The organism is Prevotella pectinovora (assembly GCF_041323955.1).
Taxonomy (GTDB): Bacteria; Bacteroidota; Bacteroidia; order Bacteroidales; family Bacteroidaceae; genus Prevotella; species Prevotella pectinovora.
On record NZ_JBGLIV010000001.1, the window covers coordinates 3094694 to 3121672 of the forward strand.

Genomic DNA, 26979 nt, shown 5'->3' on the forward strand with positions numbered 1-26979 from the left:
ACAAGAAGCAGGCTTCTTTTCCACCTTATATTATATAGGGGTTATGGATAAAGGAGTTCTGGGTAGAACGAAACCTATCAATTTCTGAAGGTGATACCGAATGATTTTCGGAGGCATTCTGAACAGAGACAAAACGAACTTTCCTTCGGGAAAGGTCATTAAAAGATATTATACAATGGAGAGTTTGATCCTGGCTCAGGATGAACGCTAGCTACAGGCTTAACACATGCAAGTCGCGGGGTAACATCTGGTAGAGCTTGCTCTTCCAGGATGACGACCGGCGCACGGGTGAGTAACGCGTATCCAACCTGGCCCATACCACGGGATAGCCCGTCGAAAGGCGGATTAATACCGTATGCTGTCATTAAGATGCATATATTGATGACGAAAGGACTGGCGGTATGGGATGGGGATGCGTCTGATTAGCTTGTTGGCGGGGTAACGGCCCACCAAGGCGACGATCAGTAGGGGTTCTGAGAGGAAGGTCCCCCACATTGGAACTGAGACACGGTCCAAACTCCTACGGGAGGCAGCAGTGAGGAATATTGGTCAATGGGCGCAAGCCTGAACCAGCCAAGTAGCGTGAGGGAAGACTGCCCTACGGGTTGTAAACCTCTTTTGTTTGGGAATAAAGTGCGGGACGCGTCCCGCATTGCATGTACCATTTGAATAAGGACCGGCTAATTCCGTGCCAGCAGCCGCGGTAATACGGAAGGTCCGGGCGTTATCCGGATTTATTGGGTTTAAAGGGAGCGCAGGCCGTGGGTTAAGCGTGTCGTGAAATTCCGTCGCTCAACGGCGGACGTGCGGCGCGAACTGGTCCACTTGAGTACGCGGGACGTTGGCGGAATTCGTGGTGTAGCGGTGAAATGCTTAGATATCACGAAGAACTCCGATTGCGAAGGCAGCTGACGGTAGCGCAACTGACGCTGAGGCTCGAAAGTGCGGGTATCGAACAGGATTAGATACCCTGGTAGTCCGCACGGTAAACGATGGATGCCCGCTATTCGCCCACCTGGGCGAGTGGCCAAGCGAAAGCGTTAAGCATCCCACCTGGGGAGTACGCCGGCAACGGTGAAACTCAAAGGAATTGACGGGGGCCCGCACAAGCGGAGGAACATGTGGTTTAATTCGATGATACGCGAGGAACCTTACCCGGGCTTGAATTGCAGAGGAAGGATTTAGAGATAATGACGCCCTTCGGGGCCTCTGTGAAGGTGCTGCATGGTTGTCGTCAGCTCGTGCCGTGAGGTGTCGGCTTAAGTGCCATAACGAGCGCAACCCCTCTCCGTAGTTGCCATCGGGTGATGCCGGGCACTCTGCGGACACTGCCACCGTAAGGTGTGAGGAAGGTGGGGATGACGTCAAATCAGCACGGCCCTTACGTCCGGGGCTACACACGTGTTACAATGGGGCATACAGAGCGCCGGCGGCCGGCAACGTCCGTCCAATCGCGAAAGTGTCCCCCAGTTCGGACTGGGGTCTGCAACCCGACCCCACGAAGCTGGATTCGCTAGTAATCGCGCATCAGCCATGGCGCGGTGAATACGTTCCCGGGCCTTGTACACACCGCCCGTCAAGCCATGAAAGCCGGGGGCGCCTGAAGTCCGTGACCGCAAGGGTCGGCCTAGGGCGAAACCGGTGATTGGGGCTAAGTCGTAACAAGGTAGCCGTACCGGAAGGTGCGGCTGGAACACCTCCTTTCTGGAGATGCCTTCTGAAAAGGTGCACCTGTGATTAGAGGATACGGAAGTAAGTCTTTCCAAAAATCTTCTTGTACTCACGAACTCCTGTTTTTAAAATAGAGAAAAATGAAACCGGGCAAAACCCTTGAAAGAGTTTGAGCCGCAGGTTTGACTTGACGGTAGCGTCCGACACAGTCCTATAGCTCAGTTGGTTAGAGCGCCACACTGATAATGTGGAGGTCGGCAGTTCAAGTCTGCCTGGGACTACAAGGAAAACAATTTCTTAAGCATGGGGGATTAGCTCAGTTGGCTAGAGCGCTTGCATGGCATGCAAGAGGTCAACGGTTCGACCCCGTTATTCTCCACGCAGTCGACAACCGTATTCGTATGGTTATGAATCGACAGACGATCTTTGACATGTTGTTACAGACAAAACTGTAGAAAAGAAAATTTCAATACAGCTGAAAGTATGGGCTAGGTCCCTTGTGAATTACGGTTCACATGTGGACATAGGCGAAAGTAAGAAAGGGCGTATGGCGGATGCCTAGGCTCACGGAGGCGATGAAGGACGTGATAAGCTGCGACAAGCCCTGGGTAGGTGCAAATGACCGTTGATCCAGGGATTTCCGAATGGGACAACCCGGCAGTCTGAAGGACTGTCATCCGGATGAATTTCCGGAGGCGAACGGAGGGAACTGAAACATCTTAGTACCTCCAGGAAGAGAAAATAAACAATGATTCCCCCAGTAGTGGCGAGCGACCGGGGAAGAGCCCAAACCGGTGTTGTCAAGGCAACGCCGGGGTTGTAGGACCGCGCTGTGGTACTTTTATCGTGAACAGAATGGACTGGAAAGTCCAGCCGTAGAGGGTGAAAGCCCCGTACGTGAAGCGAGCGAAGGCCTAGCGGTATCCTGAGTAAGGCGGGACACGAGGAATCCTGCCCGAATCCGCCGGGACCATCCGGCAAGGCTAAATACTCCCGTGAGACCGATAGTGGACCAGTACCGTGAGGGAAAGGTGAAAAGCACTTCGACGAGAAGAGTGAAAGAGATCCTGAAACCATGCGCCTACAAGCGGTCGGAGCATCCATGAGATGTGACGGCGTGCCTTTTGCATAATGAACCTACGAGTTGCCGTCGCCAGCGAGGTTAAGTCCCATGAGGGACGAAGCCGTAGTGGAAGCGAGCCTGAAGAGGGCGTCAAGTTGGCGGAGGCAGACGCGAAACCAAGTGATCTACACTTGTCCAGGTTGAAGTCCCGGTAACACGGGATGGAGGACCGCACCAATAAGCGTTGAAAAGCTTCTGGATGAGGTGAGTGTAGGAGTGAAAGGCCAATCAAACTTGGAGATAGCTCGTACTCCCCGAAAGGCATTTAGGTGCCGCGTGGGAAGGTCAGCGTGAGAGGTAGAGCGACCGATAGGTCAAGAGGGCTTCACCGCCTATCGAGACCTGACGAACTCCGAATGCTCACGCTTAGTATTCCTGCAGTAAGGGGGCGGGTGCTAAGGTCCGTCCCCGAGAGGAGAAGAATCCGGACCGCCGTCTAAGGTCCCGAAGTTCTGTCTGAGTTAGTCTAACGAAGTGTGGTCCCTGAGACAGCCAGGATGTTGGCTTGGAAGCAGCCATTCATTCAAAGAGTGCGTAACAGCTCACTGGTCGAGGGTCCGTGCATGGATAATAATCGGGTATAAGACAGGCACCGAAGGCGCGGGATAGCAAATAATAAAAGTATCGGTAGGGGAGCATTCCATCGGCGTAGAATGCAGTAGGTGACTACTGCTGGAGCCTATGGAAAAGCAAATGTAGGTATAAGTAACGATTAGGAGGGCGAGAACCCCTCCCGCCGAACGACTAAGGTTTCCCAGGCAATGCCATTCATCCTGGGGTCAGTCGGGTCCTAAGGCTAAGCCGAGCGGCGAGGCCGATGGCAGACACGGTCAACATTCCGTGACTACCGCCATCAGTGATGTCCAGACGGAGCAGTGACACCTCCGCGCCCTGACGGAATAGGGCGTTGAAGGGCGTAGGCTATGAGAATGCCAGGCAAATCCGGCGTTTGAGCTGAAACCCGAAAGTACGGGGTCCCCTTCGGGGGAACCTGAGAGCGAGGGTAATCATACTCCCGAGAAAATGGGCTAAACTCATGTTGGCGGTACCCGTACCGCAAACCGACACAGGTAGTTGGGTAGAACATACTAAGGCGTTGAGAGATTCATGGCTAAGGAACTAGGCAAACTGACCCCGTAACTTCGGGATAAGGGGTCCTCACCTCCGGGTGAGGCGCAGAGAATAGGTCCAGGCAACTGTTTAACAAAAACACAGGGCTGTGCGAACTCGAAAGATGAAGTATACAGCCTGACACCTGCCCGGTGCCGGAAGGTTAAGAGGAGATGTCACCGCAAGGGAAGCATTGAATTGAAGCCCCGGTAAACGGCGGCCGTAACTATAACGGTCCTAAGGTAGCGAAATTCCTTGTCGGGTAAGTTCCGACCTGCACGAATGGTGTAATGATCCGGACGCTGTCTCGGCCATGAGCTCAGTGAAATTGTAGTATCGGTGAAGATGCCGATTACCCGCGATGGGACGAAAAGACCCCGTGAACCTTTACTACAGCTTAGCATTGACCTTGGTCATCCGATGTGTAGGATAGGCCGGAGGCTTCGAAGCGGCGTCGCCAGGCGTTGTGGAGCCATCCTTGAAATACGGCCCTTTGGCTGTCTGAGGTCTAACGCGGATAGTCGCGGACACTGCTTGGTGGGTAGTTTGACTGGGGTGGTCGCCTCCAAAAGCGTAACGGAGGCTTCCAAAGGTGCCCTCGGGCCGTTTGGTAAGCGGCCTTCAAGAGTGCAATGGCAAAAGGGCGCTTGACTGGGAGGGAGACATCCCGAGCAGGCAGGAAACTGGGGCATAGTGATCCGGCGGATGTGTATGGAAACTCCGTCGCTCAAAGGATAAAAGGTACTCCGGGGATAACAGGCTGATCCCCCCCAAGAGCTCATATCGACGGGGTGGTTTGGCACCTCGATGTCGGCTCGTCACATCCTGGGGCTGGAGAAGGTCCCAAGGGTTGGGCTGTTCGCCCATTAAAGTGGCACGCGAGCTGGGTTCAGAACGTCGTGAGACAGTTCGGTCTCTATCTATCGTGGGCGCAGGAGTTTTGAGTGGTGCTGTCACTAGTACGAGAGGACCGTGACGGACAGACCTCCGGTGTACCGGTTGTGCCGCCAGGCGCACCGCCGGGTATCCGCGTCTGGATCGGATAAGCGCTGAAAGCATCTAAGTGCGAAGCTTTCCACGAGATTAGAACTCCATTGAGGGTCGTCGCAGACGACGACGTTGATAGGGCGCAGGTGTAAAGACGGCGACGTCAAAGCCGAGCGCTACTAATTGCCCGAGAGCTTTCGCTTTCCGGCACACACTTTCAGTTGTATTGCAACTGTCAATTCTACAGGACAAGATGTCTGTAACATTACGCATGTCCCCCATATCAGGTGGCGACAGCGGCGGGGTTCCACCTCTTCCCATTCCGAACAGAGAAGTTAAGCCCGCTTGCGCCGATGGTACTGCAATGCAATGTGGGAGAGTAGGTAACCGCCTTTTTTCACTTTAAGACTTGAATCCTCCGGAAGAGCAATCCTCCGGAGGATTTTTTTGCGTCTGTACGCATCGGGGATTTCCTTGGTCCTCATGCAGCTTTATGTCTGTTTTCATCAGGCGATAATTGAATTGTCCGGACAATTACCAGATGGTTTTTGCATGCAGAAACAGACGGAAGTGACTGAATTATAGACACTTCCGAATATGGGACCAGATGGTTGACGGTTTTTAGAAAAAAAGAGGATGTTGAGGAGTTTTTCATATTCTTGATTTGGGCGAGTATTTTGTTTGTTGGTTTGGCATCCATGTCACATACTTATCTCATTATATTGTTTTTGATACTTCAGTATGTCTACTTTTCTTTAGAATTTATCCAGAATGAATAAATCTCTAAGACTATAATCTATTTTCTTTCTTCATTATTTTCCTTTTTTCATATAATTATTTACCTTTGTGGAAAATATTAAAAACACATGGATATCTTAAAGGAAAGGATTATGCAGGATGGCAAATGCTATCCTGGAGGAATTTTGAAAGTTGACAGTTTTATCAACCATCAGATGGACCCTAATCTCATGATGGATGTGGCTAAGGAGTTTGTTCGCCTATTTGATGGATTGAATATCAACAAGATCGTTACCATTGAGGCAAGTGGTATCGCTCCGGCCATCCTTGTCGGATATTTGAAGCAGTTGCCTGTGGTTTTCATCAAAAAGAAACAGCCTAAGACTATGGATAATATGCTTTCAACTGTAGTCCATTCATTCACCAAAGATAGAGATTATACTGTCTGCATCAGCAATTCCTTTTTGACCCCTGATGACCATGTGCTCTTCATCGACGACTTCCTTGCCAATGGCAATGCTGCAAATGGTGTGATAGACCTATGCAAGATGTCAGGAGCAACAATCGAGGCGATGGGATTCATAATCGAGAAGGCTTTCCAGCATGGCGGAGATTTCCTTCGCGAACACAATATCCGATATGAGGCTTTGGCTACTGTGGAGAGTCTTGATGACTGTAAGATATTGCTGAAATAAATTTTTTCTGCACTTGTCTTCAGCGACTGTTTAAGATGTTCTTCTAAGTTCAATATTTCTCTGGACAGGTAATTCTGACAATTATTACTTCTAATATTTCAAAATCCGCATATGGCACAGCATAATGATTTCGGTAAATGGGGAGAAGATCTCGCTATACATTATCTTTCTGAGAAGGGATATGCCATATTGGAGAGAGATTGGAGATATGGGCATAAGGATATTGATATCATTGCAATTTCTGATGACACGCTTGTATTTGTGGAAGTGAAGACAAGGAGAAACGACACCTTCATGCGGCCGGAGAAGTCTGTTGACTGGAAGAAGATAAAGAACATCACTCTTGCAGCCAATCATTACGTAAAGATGAATGGTATTGACCTGCAGATCAGATTTGATATCATCTCAATTGTGGCAAAGGGAACAGATGGCAAATGCAGTATAGATCATATTGAAAGTGCTTTCTTGCCTTATTATTTCAGATAATGCGGTATTACAGCTCTTTCAAGAACTATATTGAACGATTCTGTAACAGCGTGTGGAATGCTATTTCAAGAACAACATAGAACTAATAATATTTGAGGATTAATATTGGAAAGAATAAAGGTTATAGAACTTGATTCCGTAGACTCTACAAACCGTTATCTTCATGACTATGACGGTGAGGAGGGTGAGCTGATGACAGTAGTCGTTAGCAGGAACCAGACAGCCGGTCGTGGACACGGTGATAATAAATGGGAGAGCGAGGATGGCAAGAACCTTACGTTCAGCGTGAAGGTACATCCTGAGAATCTGCCAGCCAACAGTCAGTATGTCATGCTCGAAGCAATGGCTCTCGCCATCCGTTCCGCTTTGGATGCGGAAGTGAAGAGCGTGAGGAGCTGGTCGATGTTGGAAGACTACGACTTTATGTTCGGCAGGTCGGTGGCAAGCGGAACTGACTGTCGCGGTTTCACCATCAAATGGCCCAATGACATATATTGGGACGATCTTAAGATCAGCGGCACGCTTTCAGAATGTGAGATAAACAGTAGTGGAGTGAAGAGCTGTATCATCGGCAGCGGCATCAATGTGAATCAGCGAGAATTCGTCAGCAATGCTCCAAATCCCGTTTCTCTGTCACAGATAATGCGCCGCACGGTGCCGTTGAAGAAAGTCTTCGAGGCAGTGCTCGCCAAGTTTGAGCATTATCTCGCCATTGTCAATGCGGGCGAGTATGCAAAATTGAAGGAAGAGTATATGGGTGTTCTCTACCGTCGTTACGGTTCCTATGGATATATAGATGGCGACGGCGAGTTTTATGCTCGTATTGAGGATGTTGGTCAGAACGGGCATATCATGTTGCGCAGAGATGACGGGATGCTTTCTGAATACGAGTTCAAGGAAGTGAAATTCAAATTGAAACAAAGATAGAATATAAAAATCAAACATAACATGGCAAAGTATAATAGAATCCTTTTGAAGCTCAGCGGCGAGAGTCTTATGGGCAAGCAGAATTATGGTATCGACGTGGAACGTCTCAACGACTATGCGCGCCAGATCAAGGAAGTGCATGAGATGGGAGTGCAGATAGGAATCGTCATCGGCGGCGGAAACATCTTCCGTGGACTCAGCGGTGCCGGGAAGGGCTTCGACCGTGTGAAAGGCGACCAGATGGGAATGTGTGCCACTGTCATCAATTCCCTCGCCCTCAGTTCCGCCCTCGGAGCTGTAGGTGTGAAGACCAAGGTGCTCACAGCTATCCGCATGGAGCCTATCGGCGAGTTCTACAACAAGTGGAAGGCAATCGAGGCAATTGAGGCAGGATACGTATGTATTTTCTCAGCAGGAACGGGAAGTCCGTATTTCACCACCGATACCGGTTCTTCACTCCGTGGAATAGAAATTGAGGCCGACGTGATGCTCAAGGGGACAAGAGTAGACGGTATCTATACCGCTGATCCGGAGAAAGATCCTACAGCTACCAAGTTCAGCGAGATTACCTACGACGAGATCTACACTCGCGGTCTGAAGGTCATGGACCTTACTGCTACAACAATGTGCAAGGAGAACAACCTGCCGATATATGTGTTCAACATGGACATCGTGGGCAACCTGAAGAAGGTGATGGACGGAGAGCAGATCGGTACACTCGTGCACAACTGATACAGAATGTCATAAGATCAAACTGTGATAGTAGCTGTGTCTTGCCATTTGTCCATGATGATGGCATGACACAGCTGCTTTGGCTTTAGTCAGAAATCCCGGAGATTCTAATTGTCAATCGGGCTTAATCCCTAAAACGGTCATTCGACCGTCTTATATAATATTGTATAAAACAATCTAACGGGCATTTGGGATAAACGGCAATCCCCCATCTGACAGCCGAATTAGATTCATATTCATGTAAACGACAAATAATGATGGAGACATATTTGATAATAGCAATAGTGGCGTCTGTAGCCGTGCTTTTCATCGGCTACTATTTGGGAAGTAAAGGCAAGAACGCCAATTCGCCAGACAATTCCCAGCTTCTTGACAATATGCGTGAACAGATTGCATCCCTTGAAGCCAGGCTGAAAGAGAAAGACAGTACCGTAGCCCGTATGACCGATGAGATTCGCGGACTCACCTCTCAAAGGGATGTGCAAAAAACCAAGGCCGACAACGCCGTGCAGACCATCGCCATACAGAAAGAAGATTTCGAGAACCGGCTCCGTAGGCAGAAAGAGCAGCATGATGTGCTCCTTGCCGACCATAAGACTTCGTATGAAAAGCAGATTGCAGAACTGAGAATTTCATACGACCGGCAGGTTGCCGAGCTTAGGGATAACTTCAACACCCAGCTCGCCCAGACCAAGGAGAGCGCCGAGAAACAGATTGAAGCCTTGAAGACAATGAACCGTGAGCAGGTGGACAGTCAGCTGAAGCTGATAAAGGAACAGATGCAGACCACCTCTGAAGAGGTGCTGAAGCGTAGACAAGACGAACTCGGCGAGAGGAACAAAGAGCAGGTGTCGAAAATCATCGACCCTCTGCAGCAGAGTCTGAAAGACATGCAGGAAGCCTTCAACAAGTCTAAGCTCCAGCAGAACGAAGCCCTCACGCGTCTTGACGAAACGATAAAGATAAACATGCAGAAGAGTGCCGCCCTGGGCGAGACCGCCGACAGGCTGACCCGTGCGCTCACCGGTGAGGTGAAGGTGCAGGGAAATTTCGGCGAGCTGAAACTCAAGCAGCTTCTCGAAGACCTGGAACTCAAGGAAGGCGAGCAGTTTGATACCCAGGAAACGCTCCGCGACAAGGCTGGACGATCAGCCAGAGGCGACGACGGAAAGGGACTGGTGCCCGACTTCATCCTGCATTTCCCAAACAACCGTCACGTCGTGGTAGACTCAAAGATGTCGCTCACCGACTACGAGCGCTATATGAATGCCGCCGACGGCACACCGGAAAAGTCGGAATATCTCAAGGCACATATTGCGAGTGTTAGGGCTCAGGTGCGCCGACTTGCCCGTAAGGAATACACCAAATTCCTGCCCGACGGATACAACAAGCTCAATTTCGCCATCATGTACGTGCCGATAGAAGGTGCTCTCAACCTTGCTCTGCTCAATGATGACACCCTATGGCGCGAGGCATACGACGAGGGCGTGATGATTCTCGGTCCGCAGACCATGTATATGAACCTACGTGTGCTGGAGATGATGTGGACACAGGTGAGACAGCTCAAGAACCAGCAGGTGATGATCGACGCCGCTAATCAGGTGATAGACCGTGTGCAGGATTTCGGAGTGCGCTTCATGGATGTGGAGACGAGCATGAACGACACTATAAAGAAGATGACCAAACTGAAGATCACCACCGCCGACAGCGGTCCGAGCATCATAACGGCAGCGCGGAAGCTGCTCAAGGCAGGAGCTAAGGAAAACCAGCGCAAGAAGACACTCGCCGAAATGGACGAGTCTATATACATAGAGTCTGACGACGCTCCATTGCTCGCCCATCATCAGACTGGTGATGCCGATGTGGCAGCGGCAGACAATGAAACAGACAATAACCCACATACACCGACTGGCAACGAGGAGGCGGACTCATGAAATATATTCTTGCCATAGACTCATTCAAGGGATGCCTGTCGTCGGTCGAAGTGGAGACGGCATTGGCAGAAGCCCTCTGTCGTGAGGGAATAGAGACAGTCTGTCTGCCGATGTCAGACGGAGGCGACGGGATGCTCCATGCCTTTACCGCAGCCCTCGGCGGAACATTGGAGCCGGTGTATATCCACGACCAGATGATGCGTCGGGTGGATGCCCAATATGGCATTGCGCCAGACGGCACGGCGATAATAGAGGTGGCACAGGCATGTGGACTGAATCTCGTAAAGGAGGATGAGCGCAATCCGATGCGTGCCACCACGTATGGAGTGGGGGAGTTGCTGTCGAGAGCCATAAAGCGGGGCTGCCGCAATTTCATTATCGGACTGGGCGGCACGGGGACGAGCGATGCAGGAATAGGAATGATTCGTGCGCTCGTGGATATCTTTGCCCGTGGCAAGAATTTCGATGAGGCGATGAAGACGGAACTTGGCGAATGCAGGTTCACTCTCGCTTCCGATGTAACCAATCATCTTTGCGGTGAGAACGGTGCAGCCTATGTTTATGCTCCGCAGAAGGGAGCAACACCAGAGATGGTGGAACAGCTCGACCGCCGTGCCCGTCTCTTTGCCGAGAAATCTGCCATGCATTTCGGTTTCGACAAGTCAAACGAACCGGGAGCCGGAGCTGCCGGAGGTTTGGGCTATGCCTTCATGCAATATCTCGGAGCAGAGATGAAGTCGGGTGCCGACCTGCTCTTGGACCTCACGGACTTCAATGAAAAGATAAAAGATGCTGATTTGATAATAACAGGTGAAGGAAGTGCCGACCGCCAGACCCTGATGGGCAAGCTGCCTGAGCGGGTGCTGAAGTGTGGAAAAGAGTCGGGTGTACCCGTCGGACTCGTTGCCGGCGTGGTGGAAGACAAGGAAGTTCTTCTTTCCGCAGGTTTCTCCTTTGTAGAAAGCATAACACCGGAAGGCATGCCGTTGGAAGAGGCAATAAAAAAAGAAGTGGCATTCAGCAACCTCCGTCGCTTTGCCGCTTCTCTTATTTAAAACTTAATTTCCGTTGCCGTCTTTCTCGCCAAGTGTGAACTCATCTGTATAGTATCTGAAGCGTAGGCCTATGCTTTACAAGTCAAAAGTATATGTTTTTTGCCTCGTGAAGTATAGGCTGGATAATCTTCTGGATATACCCTGTCAGGCAATGCCCAACAGCTCGATCTCGAAGATGAGCGTGGAGCCGCCAGGTATTCCCGGTTGCGAGAACTTGCCGTAGCCTTTCTCCGCCGGTATGTACACCTCCCATTTGTCGCCCACACACATCTGCTGCATGGCGATAATCCATCCATCGATGAGGTCGCAGAGGCGCACGGCGAGCGGTGCACCGCCGAGCGAGGAATCGAATTTCTTGCCGTTTATCGTGCGTCCCGTATAGTGGGCGGTCACGATGCTGCGCCTCGACGGGTGTCGCCCGTCGCCGAGTCCCTCCTTCAATACCTTATAATATATGCCTCCGGGAATCTCCCTGACCCCCTCTTCCTTTGCTTTCTCCAATAGCCATTCTTTGTTGACTTTGGCATATTCCTGTTTCTTCATGTTTTATTATTTCCTATTTCAGAAGTTTCACTACGTTTTCAAGACTAATGCCAGTCATTGTCGAAATCTGCTCCTCTGTCATTCCTTTGGCAAACAACGCTTTAGCCATATTGCGTAGCTGTTCATCCTTCAAAGTCAACTGTTCGCTCTGCTGCGACAACTGCTCGCTCTGCTGTGACAACTGTTCGCTCTGCTGTGACAACTGTTCGCTCTGCTGCGACAACTGTTCGCTCTGCTGCGACAACTGTTCGCTTTGCTGTGACAACTGCTGCTCTTGCTCCTTGAGCATTTTGTCGCGCTGCATTATAGCTGTATCACGGTCTTCAATGGCTTTGTAGTATTCATCCTCTACATTCATGTCCTGACGCATTTCTGAATTTGCGGCAGCAGCTGTGAGCTTATGCAGCACGTACAGCATGTCGCTGTCATCAGCATACTTGTCTTCGTCTATTTTAAGTACCTGTTGCGTGTCGCCCTCAACTTGGGTCTGGTCGAACACGCTGAGCACCTTCTCAAGTCTGTTGTTCACATTGCCATGCAGAAGAGGAATTTGCACAATAATGCTATTGTGGGTCAGACTTTCCACAAAAGGCTCTTCATTGACGTCGGCCACGACGTTTCCGTTATAGTCAAACACGTCATGATTGACATATACTATCGGTTCCTTGATGTTTCCCACCTTGTGCCCGAGGAGATATACAGCCACCATCGGGTAGGCAAAGCCTTTCTCGTCGGCTTCGCGCATGTTGTTCTTGTTGCTGTATTGGGCTCCGAGATATTGGCGGAAACGCAGGGTCTCGGTGTTGAGCCATGTCTTCTGCAGCTCTATCAGAACAATGCGGTCCTTTATCGCACCGCCTTCGCGCTCACGCACTGTCGCCGCAAAATCTATGCGGAACATAGACAGGGTGTCGCGTGTGGTGTTGCTGTATTCATGTGGACGCACCGTCACGTGGATCACTTCTTTCTTCAGCAAAGCCGACAGTATGGTCTTGGCTATGCGCTCGTCTTCCATGAGATATTTGAACACGGAGTCGTAAATCGGATTGGCTACATGTATAATCATAACGTTCTGTTTTGTTTCATTTACAAAAGTAGATAAAAAATCCGAATAATGAGTCTCTGTTGCTTAAAAAACGCCCCTAATTCGTCAAAAGGTATTCTGCTTATTCCACTTCCTCGAAGTCCACATATTCTCCTTCGTCTTGGGTGAATATGCGGCGGTTTATCTCGTCTTCGGTGCGGCGGTCTTCTATCACGTCGCCAGTCGTAGTGGTGTAGCGGCGTGAGGAACTGGCATTGCCGGAGGTTTGGCTGTTGCTGTTGCCTGTGTTAGGGCTGCTCCCGAATCCGTTACGAGAAGTGCCGTTTCCGAATCCGCCTTGGGCATTGTCGCCGAATGGGTTGTTGCCGTTCCACTGTTTGTTGAGATCGTCGAATTGCTTTTTCACTTTGTGTATCTGTCTGAATATCACAAAGAGTTTTATTGCACCCCTTATTCCCCAGTAGATTAAGAAGAAGAGTATGATGTATAATAGCAGTTCCATGTTGAGATGTTTTGGTGAGTACTGTCGTTATGCCGCTCTCTCCCTTACCTTGAATAATGACGATATTCGCATAGGGGTGAGCAGTCGCTTCTGTCTTTGGACCGGCAAATATGATGCCATTTGTCCGGCAGAGGGTGTTCCTATGCCTTCGGGTCGTTGGCAGGGGCGGTTTTCTTTGCTGTCTTGTTCACGCAAACCGACAGAATGACATACCATGCTATTATTATGGCGAATGCCGAGAGTTGGAAAAAGGCTATCAGCGGGATGCAGGTTATGATGAATATGTATTTCACTTCGTTTCCTTTCCATCCCCAGTTTTTGAATTTCAATGCGAACATCGGTATTTCGGCAATCAGTATGTAGCTGGTCAGCAGTACCATTGCCATTACGATGAACACGTTGTATGGCGAAGCCTCCAGCAGGTCTCTTGCTCCCACGATGAGCGATCCCCAGAACAGGGCATTGGCAGGTGTCGGCAGTCCGATGAACGATGTGGCCTGTCGGGTGTCGAGGTTGAACTTCGCGAGTCTGAGCGCTGAGAATGCCGCCATTATGTATGCGAAGTATGGCAGGTATTGCCGCAGCGGTTCGAGAGTGGCGGGATAGTCCATCACGGCAAGTTCGGCGAACACCATAGTTGCCGGTGCTACTCCGAACGTGATGTCGTCGGCGAGCGAGTCCAGTTCTTTTCCTATCGGCGACGACACTCCGAGCAGTCTTGCGCTCATGCCGTCGAAGAAGTCGAACACGGCACCTATGATTATCCACAACAGAGCCAGTTCAGGGCGGTTGACGAATGCGAAAGATGTGGCTATGCAGCCTGATATGAGGTTGCAGCAGGTTATGGTGTTTGGTATGTTTTTGGTGATGAAGTTTGCCATTTCTTTTTCTCCTTCCTTTTGTTTCGTTGTTTTGTTTGTTGTTTTTCTCTCTGATGGGTTCTTGTCTGCAGGTCTGGCGGATGAGGCTTGGTGATTGCTCTTTTCGTGTTCCGCGTATTTGCCGTTGCCTTCTATATGGCGTTGTTGTCCGCCATTCTTTATAAAAACAAACCATAGACTCTTGCAGCCCGGCCTTTGGCGTAGGGTCATGAGTCTATGGCTTTATGGTTTCCTCATCATGTGTGTGCTCTTATTTGAGCTTTGCGATGACGGTCTTGTCTCCGGTGGTGCTTTGTCCCATCTTCACGCACACCTCCGTGCCGAGTGGCAGATATACATCCACTCTTGAACCGAATTTGATGAATCCAAGATGCTCGTCGATGTAGCAGTCTTCTTCCGGCTTCGCGTATGTCACGATTCTTCGTGCCACGGCTCCCGCAATCTGTCTGCACAGGATTTCCGTGCCGTCTTCGGTCTCAAGCATTATGTCAGCGTGCTCATTCTCCTCGCTTGCTTTCGGTAGCCATGCCTTGTGGAAGTTTCCGTTCTGATGGTTAACGAATTTCACTTTGCCGTCAACGGGAAACCAGTTGGCATGCACGTTGAAAAGGCTCATGAATATGCTTATCATTAGTCGCTTGTCGTGGAAATAAGTGTTTTCCTCAACCTCTTCGATAACCACAATCTTTCCGTCGGCAGGTGCTACTACCACCTTGTCGGTGTCGCCCTCGAAATATCTTTTTGGGCAGCGGAAAAAGTTCAGCACTATGGCATAGACGATTCCGAAGACGCCGACAAAGCTCCAGAATGCCGCTTTGCAGTCTACATAGAACCAGAGTATTGCAGCGACGGCGACGACGAAAATCGCCCCGTAGAGCAGTGTGTCTGTTCCTTCTCTATGTATTCTTACGTACTTCAGTTTTTTTATTTTCTTACCCATAGTATTTCGTCGTAAAATAGAAGCTTGTTTTTAAAGCATCTGCAAAGATACCGCTTTTTTGCGTATTTCGCAAATTTTGTTCTTATTCTTTTGCCATTTCATGGATAAAGCGTAACTTTGAGCCACTTTTATAGCAAAAAGTAAAACAGAAAACTTAACCACCTTATACTCAGCGATGCAGGATTTCATACATTTACACGTACATACATATTACAGTATCCTTGACGGACAGTCGAGCGTATCGAAGCTCGTGGACAAGGCCATTGCCAACGGCATGAAGGGAATGGCGATAACCGACCACGGCGACATGTTCGGAATCAAGGAGCTGTTCAACTATTGCAACAAGGTGAACGGCAAGCTCCGCGACGAGGGCAAGCCTGAATTCAAACCCATCTTCGGTTGCGAGATGTATGTGGCGCGTCGCAAGAAGTCAGACCGCAGCGACCCAAAGGTGGACAAGAGCGGATACCACCTGATAGTGCTCGCCAAGAACTACAACGGATACAAGAACCTGATAAAGCTAGTTTCCCGTGCATGGGTAGACGGGTTCTACATGCGCCCCAGAACCGACCGCGAGGACCTGGAGAGATATCATGAAGACCTCATCGTGTGTTCGGCATGTATCGCCGGCGAGGTGCCGGCAAAAATCCTGCGCGACGACATCGAGGGAGCACGTGAGGCGATAGAGTGGTATAAGCGGGTGTTTGGCGACGACTACTATCTGGAGCTGCAGCGGCACGAAGTGAAAGATCCCAACCAGAGGGCAAACCGAGAGACATTCCCGCTGCAGCAGAAGGCGAACAGGGTGATACTGCAGCTTGCCAAAGAATACGGCATAAAGGTGGTATGTACCAACGACGCCCATTTCGTGGACAAAGACAATGCCGAGGCACATGACCATCTGCTGTGTCTATCCACCGGCCGCGACCTCGATGACCCCAACCGTATGCTCTACTCCAAGCAGGAGTGGTTCAAGACCCGTGAGGAGATGAACGAGGTGTTTGCCGATGTGCCGGAGGCGCTGTCTAACACAATTGAGATTCTCGACAAGGTGGAGACATACTCCATCGACCATGCCCCCATCATGCCATTCTTCCCCATCCCCAAAGAGTTCGGAACAGAGGAAGACACACGCCGCAACATCACGCCTGAACAACTATACCATGAGTTCACCTCAGACGAGAACGGCGAGAATCCGCTGCCGAAGGATGAGGCAGACAAGAAGATAAAAAAGCTGGGAGGCATCGACAAGCTGTATAGGATAAAGTTTGAGGCAGACTATCTTGCCAAGCTCGCCTACGACGGAGCAAAGGAACGCTACGGCGATCCGTTGTCGAAGGAAGTGCACGAACGAGTGAAGTTCGAGCTGCATATCATGAAGACGATGGGATTTCCGGGATACTTCCTCATCGTGCAGGATTTCATCAACTCGGCACGCGACGAGCTGGGAGTGATGGTGGGACCGGGACGTGGATCGGCAGCAGGATCCGTCGTGGCATACTGTCTGGGCATTACCAAGATAGACCCGATGAAATACGACCTGCTGTTTGAGCGTTTCCTCAACCCCGACCGTATATCGCTCCCCGATATCGATACCGACTTCGACGATGACGGACGAGGCAAGGTGTTGGAATGGGTGGAAGACAAATATGGCCACGACAAGGTGGCGCATATCATCACATACGGAACGATGGCGACGAAGAACGCCATCAAAGACGTGGCGCGAGTGGAGAAAGTGCCGCTTGCCGAGGTGAACGCCCTCTGCAAGCAGATACCTGACAAACTGTCGGATTCAGAGGGAAACTCGCTGAAGATGAACCTTCCGAACGCCATCAAATGCGTGCCGGCGCTGAGAGAGGCAGAGGCTTCTCCAGACCCGCGGATGCGCAACACCATAACTTATGCCAAGATGCTTGAGGGCACTGTGCGTGGCACAGGTATCCATGCCTGTGGCACCATCATCTGCCGCGACGCCATCAGCGACTGGGTGCCGGTGTCAACGGCAGAAGACAAGTCGGACCCCGGCCACAAACTGCTCTGTACGCAATACGACGGACACGTGATTGAGGAGACCGGACTCATCAAGATGGACTTCCTCGGACTGAAGACCCTATCCATCCTGAAAGAGGCAGTGGAGAACGTGAAGCTTCACCGGGGCATAGACATAGACCTCGATACTATCCCAATCGACGACCCGCAGACATATCAGCTATACAGCGAAGGACGCACCATCGGAACTTTCCAGTTTGAGTCTGCCGGAATGCAGAAATACCTGCGCGAGCTGCATCCCACGACATTCGAGGACATCATCGCCATGAACGCCCTCTACCGTCCGGGACCAATGGACTATATCCCATCCTTCATCGCCCGTAAGAACGGCAAGGAAGAGATAAAATACGACATCCCTTGCATGGAGAAATACCTGAAAGACACCTACGGCATCACGGTGTATCAGGAGCAGGTGATGCTTCTCTCCCGTCAGCTCGCCGACTTCACCCGAGGCCAGAGCGACGCCCTGCGTAAGGCGATGGGAAAGAAGAAGAAAGCCATCGTAGACCAGATGAAGCCGATGTTCATCGAGGGCGGAAAGAAAAACGGCCACGACCCGAAGGTGCTCGAGAAAATATGGGCAGACTGGGAGAAGTTCGCCAGCTACGCCTTCAACAAGTCGCATGCCACCTGCTACTCATGGGTGGCATATCAGACGGCATATCTCAAGGCACACTATCCTGCCGAATACATGGCTGCCAACATGAGCCGGAACCTTGCCAACATCACCGAAATCACGAAACTCATGGATGAGTGTAAGGCGATGGGAATAGAGACCCTCGGACCCGACGTGAACGAGAGCCGCAACAAGTTCAGCGTGAACAAAGGCGGAGCCATCCGTTTCGGACTCGCCGCCATCAAGGGAATGGGAGCGGCAGCTGCCGAATCGCTGATTGCCGAGAGAGAGAAAAACGGACCTTACAAGGATATCTTCGACTTTGTGCAGCGAGTGAACCTCAGCGCCTGCAACCGCAAATGCTTCGAGAGCTTGGCGCTCAGCGGAGGCTTCGACAGCTTCGGTATAGACCGTGAACGATATTTCGCACAAAACGAGAAGGGAGAAAACTTCTTCGATACGCTGCTGCGTTTCGGACAGGCATACCAGGTGTCAAAGCAGCAGGCAAGCAACAACCTCTTCAGTATGTTTGCTGATGAAGAAGTGGAAATCGCAACGCCCAAGATTCCTGAGTGTGAACGGTGGAGCGACATAGAGAGACTCAACCGCGAGCGCGACCTCGTGGGCATCTATCTCTCGGCGCATCCTCTCGACAGCTATGCCGTGGTGCTCGAAAACCTTTGCAACACGAAATGTCCGGAGGTGGCAGACAAAAAGGAACTGATGGACCGTGGCGACATCACCGTAGGAGGTATCGTGACCAACGTCCGCGAGTCGATGACAAAGAAAGGTAAACCATGTGGCTTTGTCATGCTCGAAGATTTTGAAGGCTCTGGTGAGATTGCTCTTTACGGAGAGGCGTGGGGACGCTGGAGGGGAATGTTCTCCATCGGGGCATCGGTGTATATCAAGGCACAGATAACCCAGATGTATGCCGGCAGCAATTTCTATGATTTCAATATCTCCGATATTCAGTATCTGCAGACCGTGAAGGACAAACGTATCGAGAAGCTCACCATAGTCATCGATTCGCATAAAATATCCACTACGCTCGTCACAGACCTGTGTCAGAAACTCTCAGCTGATCCAGGCCCGACGCATGTCTATGTGCAGCTCGACAGCATTGAAGACCGTCGCAGCATCACCATGCGCTCGAAGGGCATGAGTGTGAACGTGACCAAAGATCTGTTGTCTTTCATAAAGGAGAACGAAGCGTTGGAATATCATATAAATTGAAAAATATTGATAAAAAGCTTCGCATCTCATAAAAAAGAGCTAAATTTGTGGCGCAATTTGAATGCAGGTCATACGCGGAGGCTGTGGCAACCCATGGAAAGCACCTTGGATAAACAGGGAAATGCCGGTTGTGGCAGCCAGGGGTGATGACATGCGGAGTATGAAAGACATCCTTAGAATTTAATAACAAGAACAATAAAACAAAAATAAAATGGAAGTAACAATCACCTCAGAGAACTTTGAGAGTTTGAAGAATGGCGAGCAGCCATTAGTAGTGGATTTCTGGGCAACATGGTGTGGACCATGCCGTGCCATCGCTCCTTTCGTGGCAGAGCTTGCAGAGGAGTACGACGGCAAGGTAGTAGTGGGCAAGTGTGACGTTGAGGCTAACGACGACATCGCTATGGAGTATGGCATCCGCAACATCCCGACTCTGCTGTTCATTAAGAACGGCGAGGTCGTTGACCGTCTCGTTGGCGGACAGTCTAAATCTGCTATCCAGAAGAAGTTCGAGACTCTGCTCTAAGCAGATTGTAATGCTCCTTTGCCTGTCGGTATTGTAGGTTGGCTGGGCTGGAGAAAAGGAATTATCGTTCCATATCGCTGTTGATATAGCGGTATGGAACGATTTTCTTTTTCCTGTAGATTATTTAGTCAATATGCTTGTAAATGTAAATATTTTGTCCTATCTTTGCATTTGAATAAAAAATGGCTGTCATACTATGGCTTTACGTATAGTATGGCATATAGGATTTGGATTTGATCGGGTAAATACAGGTGGGCTTTTAAGGTAAAAGCAACAACCGTCGGTAGCATTCATAACGTTGCTTCCGGTGGTTTTTATTTTGGCCGATTTTTTTTTAAAAACCATTGGCGGCATCACGCACACTTGAAATATTCTGACATAATTATATTAATGAAACCCATTGGCTGAATTAATTCAGTGCACGCTTAATTCTAATGTCAGTTTGTGTTAAATTGGGCACGGTGCTTGCCCAACTGGGGAACGCTGCTTTCTCATCATGGGCACGCTGCTTGCCCCGGATGGGCAGAATTGCTGTCAGACGTCTGCCCAATAATTGACTGTTGTAATACTGTTTCCTAACCTTGATTTTTCCCCCCACAGCGTGGGGAACATAACCCCCTAATGTGGGGTTTCATTCCCCACGTTAGGGGGGATATAAGCCGGTGGGTCAACTTTACGAAAAATTGGTGGGTTTAAATTTGCTTATTACAAATACCCATATTCCTGTTTTCTGGATTCTGCCAATGCATGCAATTCCTGTAGTCTGAATTCCTCACATCTGACAATTCGTAAGCGTATCCGCGATGCTCGTGTATGCGGTCAAAAAAAACATCGCCCAAGTTTTTATTCCCTTTCATCAGCAAACCATCCAGACAATTGGCTGACAATCGCCAGACAGTCAACTGTCTGTTTGTCAGAATGTTATGACGAAAAACCAGATGGTCTGACAGTTTTTCAGAAATTCTCGCTTTTACTAAGAATCAGAGGTATGGGCATCCATTTCGTCAGCTTTTTTATCATGACCTTTCCTTTCCTCTCATTTTCTTTCCGACTCCTTTTCTCTTATCGCTTGTCATCTTCTTTTCTTGAAGAACTCCTGCATCAGCGTCCGGCATTCCTCTTCGAGTACTCCTCCGATGGCTGTCGCTTTGGGATGAAGTACGTCGGGGGCGAATCTGCGGTAACCACGCTTTTCATCGGGTGCTCCGTATACGATGCGTGGTATCTGTGCCCATCCGATGGCTCCGGCACACATGGGACACGGTTCCACGGTGACGTAGAGCGTGCAGTCGGTGAGATATTTGCCTCCCAAGGCATTTGCGGCAGCCGTTATCGCCTGCATCTCGGCATGTGCGGTAACGTCGGTCAGGGTTTCCGTCAGGTTGTGGGCACGGGAGATGATGCGGCCGTGACACACCACGATGGCTCCCACCGGAATCTCTCCCTCGTCGAAAGCAGCCTGTGCTTCAACGAGAGCCTTGCGCATGAATTGTTCGTCTTGGTTTTCAGTGTTCATTGTGGATAAAGATTGTTTCCTTTGTCAGAACTTGACACTTCTCGTGCCGTCTTCGTTCTCTTTGATGTCCACATGGACAGCGTCCTCCGGCAACAGATCTTCTATCAGCTCCGGCCATTCTATAAGGCATATTCCGCCTCCATAGAAATAATCTTCATAGCCCATATCGTAGACCTCTTCCAACTTTTTGATGCGATAGAAGTCGAAGTGATAGATAGGGTAGTCCACGGTGTCAGACTGATATTCGTTCACGATGGCGAAGGTTGGCGACGTAACGGTGTCTACCACGCCGAGACAATCGCAGATTGCCTTGATGAATGTAGTCTTGCCGGCACCCATCTTGCCGTAGAAGGCGAACACCTTGGCGTCGCCCATGTTGTTTACAAACTCTTTGGCAGCTTCGTTGATGCTGTCGAGACCGTTTATTGTTATTTCTTTGTTCATTGTCGTTCGTTTTGTCAAGGAAAATACAGAGTCCTCTGTCGGATTATCCTTGTCTTTCCCTTGGTTTCTATTCCTTTAATAGTAAGGTTGCTCTTCCTTTTTTCAGTTTCTCTTTTTCTTTTTCATCGTGACGAGCGGTATGAGCATCTCTTCCATGGATATTCCTCCATGCTGGAAGGTGTCTTTGTAGTACGACACATAATAGTTGTAGTTGTTTGGATATGCAAAGAACGTGTCGTTTGTGGCAAATACATACGATGTGCTCAGGTTCGGCGATGGCAGCTGTGCCTTCTGTGGGTCTTTTATGGCGAATACCTCCTTGGCGTTGTAGTTCAGGTTCTTGCCCAGTTTGTAGCGCAGGTTGGTGTTCGTGTTTCTGTCTCCCACTATCTTGATCGGTCTTGATGCCCTCACGCTGCCGTGGTCTGTTGTCAGCACCACGGTGTAGTCGCTCTCTGACAGTCGGCGGAAGAGGTCGGAGAGCACGGTGTGTCTGAACCAGCTCAGCGTGATGCTTCGGTATGCCGACTCGTTGTTTGCCAGTTCGCGCACCATCTTTGATTCCGTGCGGGCATGGCTGAGCATGTCGATGAAGTTTATTACAAGTACGTTGAGGTCATTGTCGCCAAGCTGACAGAACTGCTGCAGCAGTTTGTCGGCGCCCACCGAGTCGTTCACCTTGTGGTAAGAGAATTTCGTTCCCGTCCGGCGGTATCTTTCGAGTTGCGTCTGTATGAGTGGCGCTTCGTTGAGGTTTTTCCCCTCCTCTTCGTCCTCATCGACCCACAGTTCCGGAAACATCCTCGCTATCTGGTTTGGCATCAGCCCGCTGAAGATGGCGTTTCGTGCATACTGTGTCGCTGTCGGCAGAATGCTCATATATAGATTCTCGTCGATATCGAACATGTCGCCCACCTCGTTTGCGAGCACCCTCCATTGGTCGTAGCGGAAGTTGTCAATCACAATCAGGAACACCTTCTCTCCCTTGTCGAGCAGCGGAAATATCTTCCGGCTGAATATGTTGTTGCTCATCAGCGGCCTTGATGGCAGCTGTGCGTTGTTGGGGTCCACCCAGTCAAGGTAGTTGTTGCGTATGAACTTGGCGAATCCGTTGTTGGCTTCGCTCTTCTGCATCATGAGCATCTCTGTCATGTTGCTTTCGGTGCTGCTCAGTTCCAGTTCCCAATGCACGAGCAGTTTGTACACGTCGATCCATTCCTCCACAGTCCGGCAGTTGTCAATCTTCGTCGATATGTTCATGAAGTTTTGCTGATATCCGGTCTGTGTCACTTCCGTCACTATTTCCTTCTGGTGTATGTTCTTTTTGAGGGTGAGCAGGATTTGGCTTGGGTTGACTGGCTTTATCAGATAATCGGCAATCTTCGATCCTATTGCCTGGTCCATGATGTTTTCCTCCTCGCTCTTTGTCACCATCACTACAGGTGTGGCAGGCAGAATCTCCTTTATCTTCTGCAGCGTTTCCAGTCCGCTTATTCCCGGCATCATTTCGTCGAGCAATACGAGGTCGAAGTTGTGTCGTGAGCATTCGTCGATGGCGTCGGTGCCGTTGCTCACGGTGATGACCTCATATCCCTTCTTTTCCAGGAATATGATGTGGGCGTGCAAGAGTTCTATCTCGTCGTCCACCCATAATAGTAGTCCGTTGCTCATTGTCGGTTCGTGAATTATTATTCAATATACTTGATCCATGATGACATGCAGTAGGGGGTTAGAATCCGTCCAGCTCGTAGTAGTCGTCTTCGAGGTTGAATTCCTGTTGCTTCTTCTGCTTTTTGTCGTCCTGCTGGATATTGTAGTTGTTGTCGTCAGCGTCGTCGGTGAAGTGGATGCCGTTGTCTTGCTGTTGAGGCTTTTTCTCTTCTTCCTTCTTGGGCGCAGGCTTCTCTGTCGTTGTCGCTTTCTCCGTCTTGGTTGTAGACTCCGTCTTGGCTGAGGTGCCTGTCTTTTCCCTTTTCTCAGTCATTGCAGGACTATCTGTCTTGGCAGGTTCCTTTGTCGGCTTTGGCACTTCCTTTTCCGCCTGCTGATCCAACTCTATGTTTGGCAGGTCGTCGTTTGCGGTTTGCTGCTTTCTGTCGTTGGCAGACTGTCGTTCAGGAGTCATGTCGAATGTTTCCTGCTGGTCTGTCGTCGAGTTGTCAGCGTCAGGCAGAGAGAATGTGTTGTCGTCAACAGGTGTTTCAACCTTCTTGTCAGTCGGTGCTGCCACGTTGTTGTCCACCGGTATTGTCAGACCGTCGTCGGCAGGCGCGACTGTTGGACTGTCGATAGGTATTATGGTTTCATCGTTCTCCTCGTTCTGCTTCTCGTCGTTAGTCGGTATTCCCAACTGCAGGAACGTGTCGTCGTCGATCACTCCGCCATTGTATAATTTGTTCTCCTCCTGCTTCTCGCTTTCCGGTTCCTTTTCGTATTCTATCGTTTCCGGCTCAGAGAGCAGTCGCATGGTACTGATGCGCAGCGGTACGAAGTGCTTCTCGTAGAACTTGTCATAGTCGTTATAACTGTATTGCGTTCCGAGCAGCTCCTTGTTGGAGTCGCTGATTATTATCGCTCTTGCCTTGCGTGTGAGTCGCAGGATGTTATTGTTGGAGTATAGCTGTCGTGCGTATTGCAGCGCCTCGTCGTAGCTCTTGAATCCGCTTATCACCATTCTTTCCAATCCTTCCACTTCTTCTCTTGCTATCTCGAAGTTTCTGACGAGGAAGTTGCTGAAATTGTATTTCGCCAATTCGAAGAGCAGCTGGTTCTCGTTTATGGAGTCAGTCTGATAGGCGATGATGAACGAGAAGTCCACATTGCGCTCCGCCGTGAATTTGCGCGTCTTTATAGAGTCACTGTCGCTCATCACTTCGGCACGTCTCTCCCACACATCGCTGATGTCGAATTTTCCGCCATGCAGTTTTCTTCCGGCGTTCACTCCGTTTACTATCATTCCTGCCAGTGTGCTCACTTCGCTCTTCGGGTATTTGTCCACCACGATCTTCATGTCGTCTACGCAACCTTTGGCGTCACCGCTGTTCAGCTTTGCCATACCGTCGAAGAAAATGAACTTGTCGCGGTTTGCACCCAATGGGAATCGTGTTGCCGATATCTGCACGTTGTTTTTCACCTCCATGAACTTGTCAGCCTTGAAGGCATCGTATGTGGCGGCATACAGAGAGTCTTCCAGATGCACGCCATAGCGGGAGTTCTCCACGAAATGCGGGTCGGAGAGGAGTGTCGTCCATTCGCTGTCGGGGAATCCGCTTTTCAGCTTTTCGAGATATGATGCAGCCGTCTGTGGCTGGTGCATTCTGCTGTAGAGCAGGAACAAATGATAGTATGCATTGTCCATGTGCTCGTAAGTAGGGTAGTCGTCGGCAAGACGTCGCAGCTCCTTTTCGCTGAGCACGAGGTTGTCGAGTTTGTCTTTGAATATCACTCCTGCATTGTATAGTCCGTCCATTATAAGGAGGTTGCTCGCCTCCACCTGTTCTTCGGTGAACGGAATCTGTGCGAGATAATATTCCCGTTTGTGCGGATCGTTCTGTGCGCTGTCAGCCACATTTGCCAGCGAGTCCTCCATTTGTGCCACGTTTGCGAGTGAGTCTCTCATCTCGTCGGTCATCTCTTCCACTCCCTGTGTCTGTGCAACGACTGTCTTGTTCACTCGCTGCCAGTCGTCCACGTTCTCACGCTTTCCCCATAGTTTCTGGAAGGTAGCCTTGCCTTGACTCACTGCCATAGGGTTGTAGAAATACCAGATTGCATTTTTCTGCTGCTGCTGGTTGTTTGTGATGTTGTTTCTCTGGTCAGCGTTTGCGCTGCCTCCGTTCTGTGCCTGAACGCGTTGTGCCTCGGCTTCGGCCTGTGCGTCACGCTCTTCCTTTTCCTTCTTCTTCAGCGCTTCTATCACACGGTCGATGGCGGCGTTGCGGTCTTTCTCCGACATCTTGGCGAGAGCCTGCAGAGAGTCCTGCAGGTGTACGGCGTCGGTATGTGGAACGAGTTCGTCGAGAATCTTCGAGCGGTCAGACAGTTGCTTGTAGTCCTTGCGGTCTTTGTCGAGCAGTCCGATGGCTTCCCCGTAGCAGCGTCGTGCGTTGCTGAAGTCCTCCTTCGCCCAGTATATGTCGCCGAGTGTCAGGAGCAGCACGCCTTTCTCTATTCCGTTGCGCGTAGATTTGGCGTTTCCCTTCTCATATGCGGCAATTGCCTGCACGGTGTCCTTCTGGTTCATGTATATGTTGCCGATGGCATAATACACCTGGTCGAGATATTCCTTGTTGTTGTCGTTTCTCGCCATTCGTTTCAGTCTGCCCACCATTTGCTTCCATTTTCCCGTTGCCATCACTTCCGTCATGGCTATGCGGGCATTGAATTCCAGTTCGTATGGCGGTTGCTGCCTTATCACGCTTCTGTATGCCTTGTATGCCGCCTGCCTGTTGCCTACAGCGGTCTGCAGCTGCCCCATCAGATACCATTCGCGGGCGCGCTGCTTGCGGCGTCCCTCGTGTTTGATTACCTTTCTCAGATAAGGTATTGCCTCCTGGTATCTGCCTGTTCGGATATAGTAGTCGGCGTAGGTGTAGTCCCAGTCTTTCTGAGCCCTCCAGTTCAGCGAGTCTCGCTTTATTTTGGTTATCACATCTTCTGCGTCGTATAGCCAGTCCTGTTCCACGTAGCATCTTGCCAGCCAAGCCCTTGCCTTGCCGTAGATAGCGGGTTGCGTGGCATACAGACGGCTCATGTATGCGAAAGTGGAAGCCGCTTCGTCGAACGACCCCTTCATGAATTGTGAGCGTCCCATCAGCAGCCATGCTTTCCAGAGGAACGGGTTGTATTCGCGTCTGTTCAGCCATTCGATGTCTTTTGCGTTTTTCTTGCGCGATTTGTTCCATTCCGGTCGTTTCTTGATGCTGTGCAGCTTTATCGCCTTCTGGCATTTTTCTATTGCGCGGTCGAAGTTTCCCTTTCCCAGTTCGCGGCTTGCTTTGTTGCCCACGGTGTATAGGGGCAACATCTCAGTGAAGTTGTCCTTGTTGCCGTTCTCTTTTTCGAGAGAAGCGTCTATATATGCTAGCGAACCGTTGTAGTAGGTGTTGTATCTTGCGTTGAATGAATGCCACCATCTGCTTGCCGACGTGTTCTTCTGCGTGGAGCAGCCGATTACGGTCATGACGGCAAGAAACGCCACGACTATTGATAATGTATGTTTGT

At 50.2% G+C, this 26979-nt stretch carries 17 protein-coding genes, 2 tRNA genes and 3 rRNA genes; 13 read left to right on the forward strand and 9 right to left on the reverse strand.

Annotated features, from left to right (window positions below):
* The first annotated feature begins 172 nt into the window (after window positions 1–172).
* The 11 genes from ACDC99_RS12190 to ACDC99_RS12240 all read left to right on the forward strand — a co-directional run bounded on the left by ACDC99_RS12190 (window position 173) and on the right by ACDC99_RS12240 (window position 11458).
* A 16S ribosomal RNA gene (locus ACDC99_RS12190) occupies window positions 173–1704 on the forward strand.
* A 174-nt stretch (window positions 1705–1878) separates the two neighbouring features.
* Window positions 1879–1952: transfer RNA gene (locus ACDC99_RS12195), tRNA-Ile, on the forward strand.
* Between the two features lie 24 nt (window positions 1953–1976).
* A tRNA-Ala gene (locus ACDC99_RS12200) sits at window positions 1977–2050 on the forward strand.
* Window positions 2051–2198: 148 nt separating this feature from the next.
* A 23S ribosomal RNA gene (locus tag ACDC99_RS12205) occupies window positions 2199–5094 on the forward strand.
* 80 nt (window positions 5095–5174) lie between these two features.
* A 5S ribosomal RNA gene (rrf, locus tag ACDC99_RS12210) occupies window positions 5175–5287 on the forward strand.
* The 16S, 23S and 5S rRNA genes sit together here with 2 tRNA genes alongside, the layout of an rRNA operon.
* A gap of 470 nt (window positions 5288–5757) precedes the next feature.
* Complete coding sequence (gene xpt / locus ACDC99_RS12215) at window positions 5758–6324, forward strand: xanthine phosphoribosyltransferase (RefSeq protein WP_022317138.1); 567 nt, start codon at window positions 5758–5760, stop codon at window positions 6322–6324.
* A 111-nt stretch (window positions 6325–6435) separates the two neighbouring features.
* Window positions 6436–6810 (forward strand): YraN family protein, encoded by a 375-nt coding sequence (locus ACDC99_RS12220; protein ID WP_370756858.1) that lies wholly within the window; start codon window positions 6436–6438, stop codon window positions 6808–6810.
* A 105-nt stretch (window positions 6811–6915) separates the two neighbouring features.
* A complete protein-coding gene (locus ACDC99_RS12225; protein WP_370756859.1) occupies window positions 6916–7737 on the forward strand; it encodes a biotin--[acetyl-CoA-carboxylase] ligase in 822 nt (273 codons plus the stop codon).
* 21 nt (window positions 7738–7758) lie between these two features.
* Window positions 7759–8469, forward strand: coding sequence for a UMP kinase (pyrH, locus tag ACDC99_RS12230; RefSeq protein ID WP_370756860.1), 711 nt, complete (start codon window positions 7759–7761; stop codon window positions 8467–8469).
* Window positions 8470–8723: 254 nt separating this feature from the next.
* Entirely contained in the window at window positions 8724–10403 is a 1680-nt protein-coding gene (locus tag ACDC99_RS12235; protein ID WP_370756861.1) for a DNA recombination protein RmuC, read from the forward strand.
* Entirely contained in the window at window positions 10400–11458 is a 1059-nt protein-coding gene (locus tag ACDC99_RS12240; RefSeq protein ID WP_370756862.1) for a glycerate kinase family protein, read from the forward strand. Before ACDC99_RS12235 ends, ACDC99_RS12240 begins: the two co-directional genes overlap by 4 nt.
* A gap of 144 nt (window positions 11459–11602) precedes the next feature.
* On the opposite strand, the gene ACDC99_RS12245 is transcribed toward ACDC99_RS12240, so the two are convergent.
* The 5 genes from ACDC99_RS12245 to ACDC99_RS12265 all read right to left on the reverse strand — a co-directional run bounded on the left by ACDC99_RS12245 (window position 11603) and on the right by ACDC99_RS12265 (window position 15369).
* Entirely contained in the window at window positions 11603–12001 is a 399-nt protein-coding gene (locus tag ACDC99_RS12245) for an FKBP-type peptidyl-prolyl cis-trans isomerase (RefSeq protein WP_022317132.1), read from the reverse strand.
* Between the two features lie 13 nt (window positions 12002–12014).
* Complete coding sequence (locus tag ACDC99_RS13125) at window positions 12015–13067, reverse strand: hypothetical protein (RefSeq protein ID WP_330070902.1); 1053 nt, start codon at window positions 13065–13067, stop codon at window positions 12015–12017.
* A 100-nt stretch (window positions 13068–13167) separates the two neighbouring features.
* A complete protein-coding gene (locus ACDC99_RS12255; RefSeq protein WP_044065247.1) occupies window positions 13168–13548 on the reverse strand; it encodes a DUF4834 family protein in 381 nt (126 codons plus the stop codon).
* Between the two features lie 140 nt (window positions 13549–13688).
* The gene (locus ACDC99_RS12260; protein ID WP_042517363.1) at window positions 13689–14429 is read right to left on the reverse strand and encodes a CDP-alcohol phosphatidyltransferase family protein; all 741 of its coding nucleotides are present in this window, start codon (window positions 14427–14429) and stop codon (window positions 13689–13691) included.
* A 250-nt stretch (window positions 14430–14679) separates the two neighbouring features.
* A complete protein-coding gene (locus tag ACDC99_RS12265; protein WP_287072946.1) occupies window positions 14680–15369 on the reverse strand; it encodes a phosphatidylserine decarboxylase family protein in 690 nt (229 codons plus the stop codon).
* 175 nt (window positions 15370–15544) lie between these two features.
* Here ACDC99_RS12265 and dnaE point away from each other — a divergent pair, with 175 nt between their 5' ends.
* Both dnaE and trxA read left to right on the forward strand, forming a co-directional pair.
* Window positions 15545–19270: a DNA polymerase III subunit alpha gene (gene dnaE / locus ACDC99_RS12270; RefSeq protein ID WP_288763155.1), complete on the forward strand. Its 3726-nt coding sequence runs from the start codon at window positions 15545–15547 to the stop codon at window positions 19268–19270.
* A 211-nt stretch (window positions 19271–19481) separates the two neighbouring features.
* Window positions 19482–19796, forward strand: coding sequence for a thioredoxin (gene trxA / locus ACDC99_RS12275; RefSeq protein WP_022317124.1), 315 nt, complete (start codon window positions 19482–19484; stop codon window positions 19794–19796).
* Window positions 19797–20868: 1072 nt separating this feature from the next.
* Here trxA and ACDC99_RS12280 read toward each other — a convergent pair.
* The 4 genes from ACDC99_RS12280 to porW form a co-directional block, all read right to left on the reverse strand.
* The gene (locus ACDC99_RS12280; RefSeq protein WP_370756863.1) at window positions 20869–21312 is read right to left on the reverse strand and encodes a nucleoside deaminase; all 444 of its coding nucleotides are present in this window, start codon (window positions 21310–21312) and stop codon (window positions 20869–20871) included.
* A gap of 24 nt (window positions 21313–21336) precedes the next feature.
* Window positions 21337–21756 (reverse strand): tRNA (adenosine(37)-N6)-threonylcarbamoyltransferase complex ATPase subunit type 1 TsaE, encoded by a 420-nt coding sequence (tsaE, locus tag ACDC99_RS12285; protein ID WP_022315677.1) that lies wholly within the window; start codon window positions 21754–21756, stop codon window positions 21337–21339.
* A gap of 102 nt (window positions 21757–21858) precedes the next feature.
* Window positions 21859–23427 carry a T9SS response regulator signal transducer PorX gene (gene porX / locus ACDC99_RS12290; RefSeq protein WP_302414714.1) on the reverse strand — a complete coding sequence of 523 codons (1569 nt, stop codon included), beginning with the start codon at window positions 23425–23427 and terminating at the stop codon, window positions 21859–21861.
* Between the two features lie 58 nt (window positions 23428–23485).
* Window positions 23486–26938 (reverse strand): type IX secretion system periplasmic lipoprotein PorW/SprE, encoded by a 3453-nt coding sequence (gene porW, locus ACDC99_RS12295; RefSeq protein ID WP_370756934.1) that lies wholly within the window; start codon window positions 26936–26938, stop codon window positions 23486–23488.
* Window positions 26939–26979 lie beyond the last annotated feature (41 nt).

Excerpts from the sequence above, each read along its gene's own strand:
- xpt (WP_022317138.1), top strand. The coding sequence starts at position 5,758 with ATGGATATCTTAAAGGAAAGGATTATGCAGGATGGCAAATGCTATCCT.
- ACDC99_RS12220 (WP_370756858.1), top strand. The coding sequence starts at position 6,436 with ATGGCACAGCATAATGATTTCGGTAAATGGGGAGAAGATCTCGCTATA.
- pyrH (WP_370756860.1), top strand. The coding sequence starts at position 7,759 with ATGGCAAAGTATAATAGAATCCTTTTGAAGCTCAGCGGCGAGAGTCTT.
- ACDC99_RS12235 (WP_370756861.1), top strand. The coding sequence starts at position 8,724 with ATGATGGAGACATATTTGATAATAGCAATAGTGGCGTCTGTAGCCGTG.
- ACDC99_RS12240 (WP_370756862.1), top strand. The coding sequence starts at position 10,400 with ATGAAATATATTCTTGCCATAGACTCATTCAAGGGATGCCTGTCGTCG.
- ACDC99_RS12245 (WP_022317132.1), bottom strand. The coding sequence starts at position 12,001 with ATGAAGAAACAGGAATATGCCAAAGTCAACAAAGAATGGCTATTGGAG.
- ACDC99_RS13125 (WP_330070902.1), bottom strand. The coding sequence starts at position 13,067 with ATGATTATACATGTAGCCAATCCGATTTACGACTCCGTGTTCAAATAT.
- ACDC99_RS12255 (WP_044065247.1), bottom strand. The coding sequence starts at position 13,548 with ATGGAACTGCTATTATACATCATACTCTTCTTCTTAATCTACTGGGGA.
- ACDC99_RS12260 (WP_042517363.1), bottom strand. The coding sequence starts at position 14,429 with ATGGCAAACTTCATCACCAAAAACATACCAAACACCATAACCTGCTGC.
- ACDC99_RS12265 (WP_287072946.1), bottom strand. The coding sequence starts at position 15,369 with ATGGGTAAGAAAATAAAAAAACTGAAGTACGTAAGAATACATAGAGAA.
- dnaE (WP_288763155.1), top strand. The coding sequence starts at position 15,545 with ATGCAGGATTTCATACATTTACACGTACATACATATTACAGTATCCTT.
- trxA (WP_022317124.1), top strand. The coding sequence starts at position 19,482 with ATGGAAGTAACAATCACCTCAGAGAACTTTGAGAGTTTGAAGAATGGC.
- ACDC99_RS12280 (WP_370756863.1), bottom strand. The coding sequence starts at position 21,312 with ATGAACACTGAAAACCAAGACGAACAATTCATGCGCAAGGCTCTCGTT.
- tsaE (WP_022315677.1), bottom strand. The coding sequence starts at position 21,756 with ATGAACAAAGAAATAACAATAAACGGTCTCGACAGCATCAACGAAGCT.
- porX (WP_302414714.1), bottom strand. The coding sequence starts at position 23,427 with ATGAGCAACGGACTACTATTATGGGTGGACGACGAGATAGAACTCTTG.
- porW (WP_370756934.1), bottom strand. The coding sequence starts at position 26,938 with ATGACCGTAATCGGCTGCTCCACGCAGAAGAACACGTCGGCAAGCAGA.